General features: G+C 71.8%; 2 protein-coding genes. Both read right to left on the bottom strand.

Annotated features, from left to right (window positions below):
• Window positions 1–994 (bottom strand): ROK family transcriptional regulator (locus AC3XYG_RS36045; RefSeq protein ID WP_489144715.1); only part of this gene is annotated, 994 nt, incomplete at its 3' end.
• Between the two features lie 63 nt (window positions 995–1,057).
• On the bottom strand, window positions 1,058–2,290 hold the full coding sequence (gene kynU, locus AC3XYG_RS36050; RefSeq protein ID WP_489144716.1) for a kynureninase: 1,233 nt from the start codon (window positions 2,288–2,290) through the stop codon (window positions 1,058–1,060).
• Window positions 2,291–2,349: the final 59 nt, after the last annotated feature.

Raw genomic sequence — 2,349 nt, forward strand, 5'->3', positions numbered from 1 at the left:
GGTTCTGGCCGACGCCGCCGCCCAGCACGATCAGCCCGGGGTCGAGCATGCCGACGCAGCCGGCGACCAGCCGGCCGATGTCGGCGGCGTGCCGCGCCACCCACAGCAGCGCGGTCTCCGACCCGGCCTCGGCCCGGGCGAACAGCTCCTTCGCCGAGGCCGGGGGCAGGCCTTCCGCCGCCGGCCAGTCCGCGGCGCAGCGCTCGACCAGCGCGGCCGATCCCAGATAGTGCTCCAGCCCCTCCCGGGTCGGGACCTCGTCCGGCGACCAGGGGAAGGGCAGCCGCCCGATCTCTCCCGCCGCGCCGTTGAAGCCGCGCAGCAGCCGGCCGTTGACGATGATGCCGAGGCCGATGCGCACCCCGACCTGGAGGTAGGAGAACACGTCGTGGTTCCGCGCCGCGCCGTAATGATGTTCGGCCAGCGCGGCGCAGTTGACGTTGTTCTCCAGCAGGATCGGGGCAGCGATCCGGATCCGCAGCTGGCGCAGCACCGCGTCCGGCCCCTTGCGCTGGCCCAGGCGCTGGGTCGACACGATGCGCGGCACGGCGACGGCGACGCTGCGCAGGATCCGGTGCTTTTCGCCCACCGCCAGGATGGTGGCGCGGGCGACGGAATCGATGACCTCGCCGATCTCGTCGACGGTGGCGCCGCTCGGCCGCGGGATCTGCTCCTCGATCGTCGCCAGCGGCCGGTCGTCCAGCGAATGGGCGACGGCCCGGACCTGGGCGGCGCCGACATCGATGCCCATGACATAGCCGGCGGCGGGGCCGAGGCCATAGATCGTGGCGGTGCGCCCGGTCGCGCCCTTATGCGACCCGTGGGCGGTGACCAGCCCCGCGGCGCTCAGCTCCGACACCGCCGCCGACATGGTCGGCTTCGACAGGTCGAGGATCGCCCCCAGCCGCGGCCGGGTGATCGGGCCGGAAGAAGCCAGCACGCGCAGCACGGCGCGGGAACTGTCCATCAGGGAGGGAAGGGTCGGGTCAGCCATGGGCCGGTCTCGGGGTCATGCCCCAGTCTAGAACCCGCGCTCCGGCCTTGCCTATGCCCGTGCTCAGGTGACGGCGTGACGGCGCTGGAATTCCGTCGCTTCGAACACCCGGCCGGCGATCACCGCCTCGACCGCCGCCACCGCGTCGAACACATCGGCATAGCCGAGATAGAGCGGGGTCAGGCCGAAGCGCATCACATCAGGTGCCCGGAAATCGCCGATCACGCCGCGGGCGATCAGCGCCCGCATCACGGCATAGCCCTGGTCGTGGCCGATCGAGACATGGCTGCCGCGGCGCGCCCCGTCGCGCGGGCTTTCCAGCCGGCAGCCGAGCGGCGCCAGGCGTTCGTCGAACAGGCGGATCAGCAGGTCGCCCAGCGCCCGCGCCTTGGCCTCGACATCGGCCATGGCGATGCCGTCATAGGCCTCCAGCGCCGTCTCATAGGCCGCCATCGACAGCATCGGCGGAGTCGAGCACAGCAGGCTACGGATGCCGTCGGCCCGGGCGAACTCCTCGGTGAAGGCGAAGGGCTCGGCATGGCCGAACCAGCCGGTCAGCGGCTGGTCGACCGCGGCGAGATGCCGTTCGGCGACGAAGAGATGGCCGGGCGCGCCGGGCCCGCCATTGAGGAATTTGTAGCCGCAGCCGATGGCGAAATCGGCCCGCACCCGGTTGAGCTGGACGTCGACCGCGCCGCTGGAATGGGCGAGATCCCACAGGATCAGCGCGCCTTTGGCGTGGGCGGAAGCGGTCACCGCCGCCATGTCCTGGCGCTCGGCGGATTTGAAGTTGATCTCGGACAGGGTGGCGACCGCGGTGTCGTCGCCGATCGCCACCGCGACCTCACCGGCCGGGACGCGGCGGACGCTGCAGCCCATCATCCGGGCAACGCTGTCGACGACATAGAGGTCGGAGGGGAAATTGCCGGCTTCGGCCACGATCACGGTGCGGTCCGGCCGCATCCGGCAGGCGGCGACCAGCAGCTTGAACAGGTTGATCGAGATCGCGTCGGTCACCGTGACCTCATGCGCGCCGGCCCCGATCAGCCGCGCCGTCTTGGCCCCGGCGCGCTGCGGCGAGGCATACCAGCCGGCGGTGTTCCAGGACCGGATCAGCCCCCGCCCCCACTCTGCCGTCACCGTGGCCCCGACCCGTTCGGCCACGCCCTGCGGCAGGGCGCCGAGGGAATTGCCGTCGAGATACAGCACCCCGTCCGGCAGCAGGAACCGGTCGCGGCAGCCGCGCAGCGGATCGTCGCGATCGAGGGCCTTGCACTGGGCGCGGTCGATGGTCATCGAATCTGGCCCAGCCGCACCACGGCGTCGAACACCGCCGTGCCGTGGCGGCCGATCTC

This window comes from Inquilinus sp., from assembly GCF_057815775.1.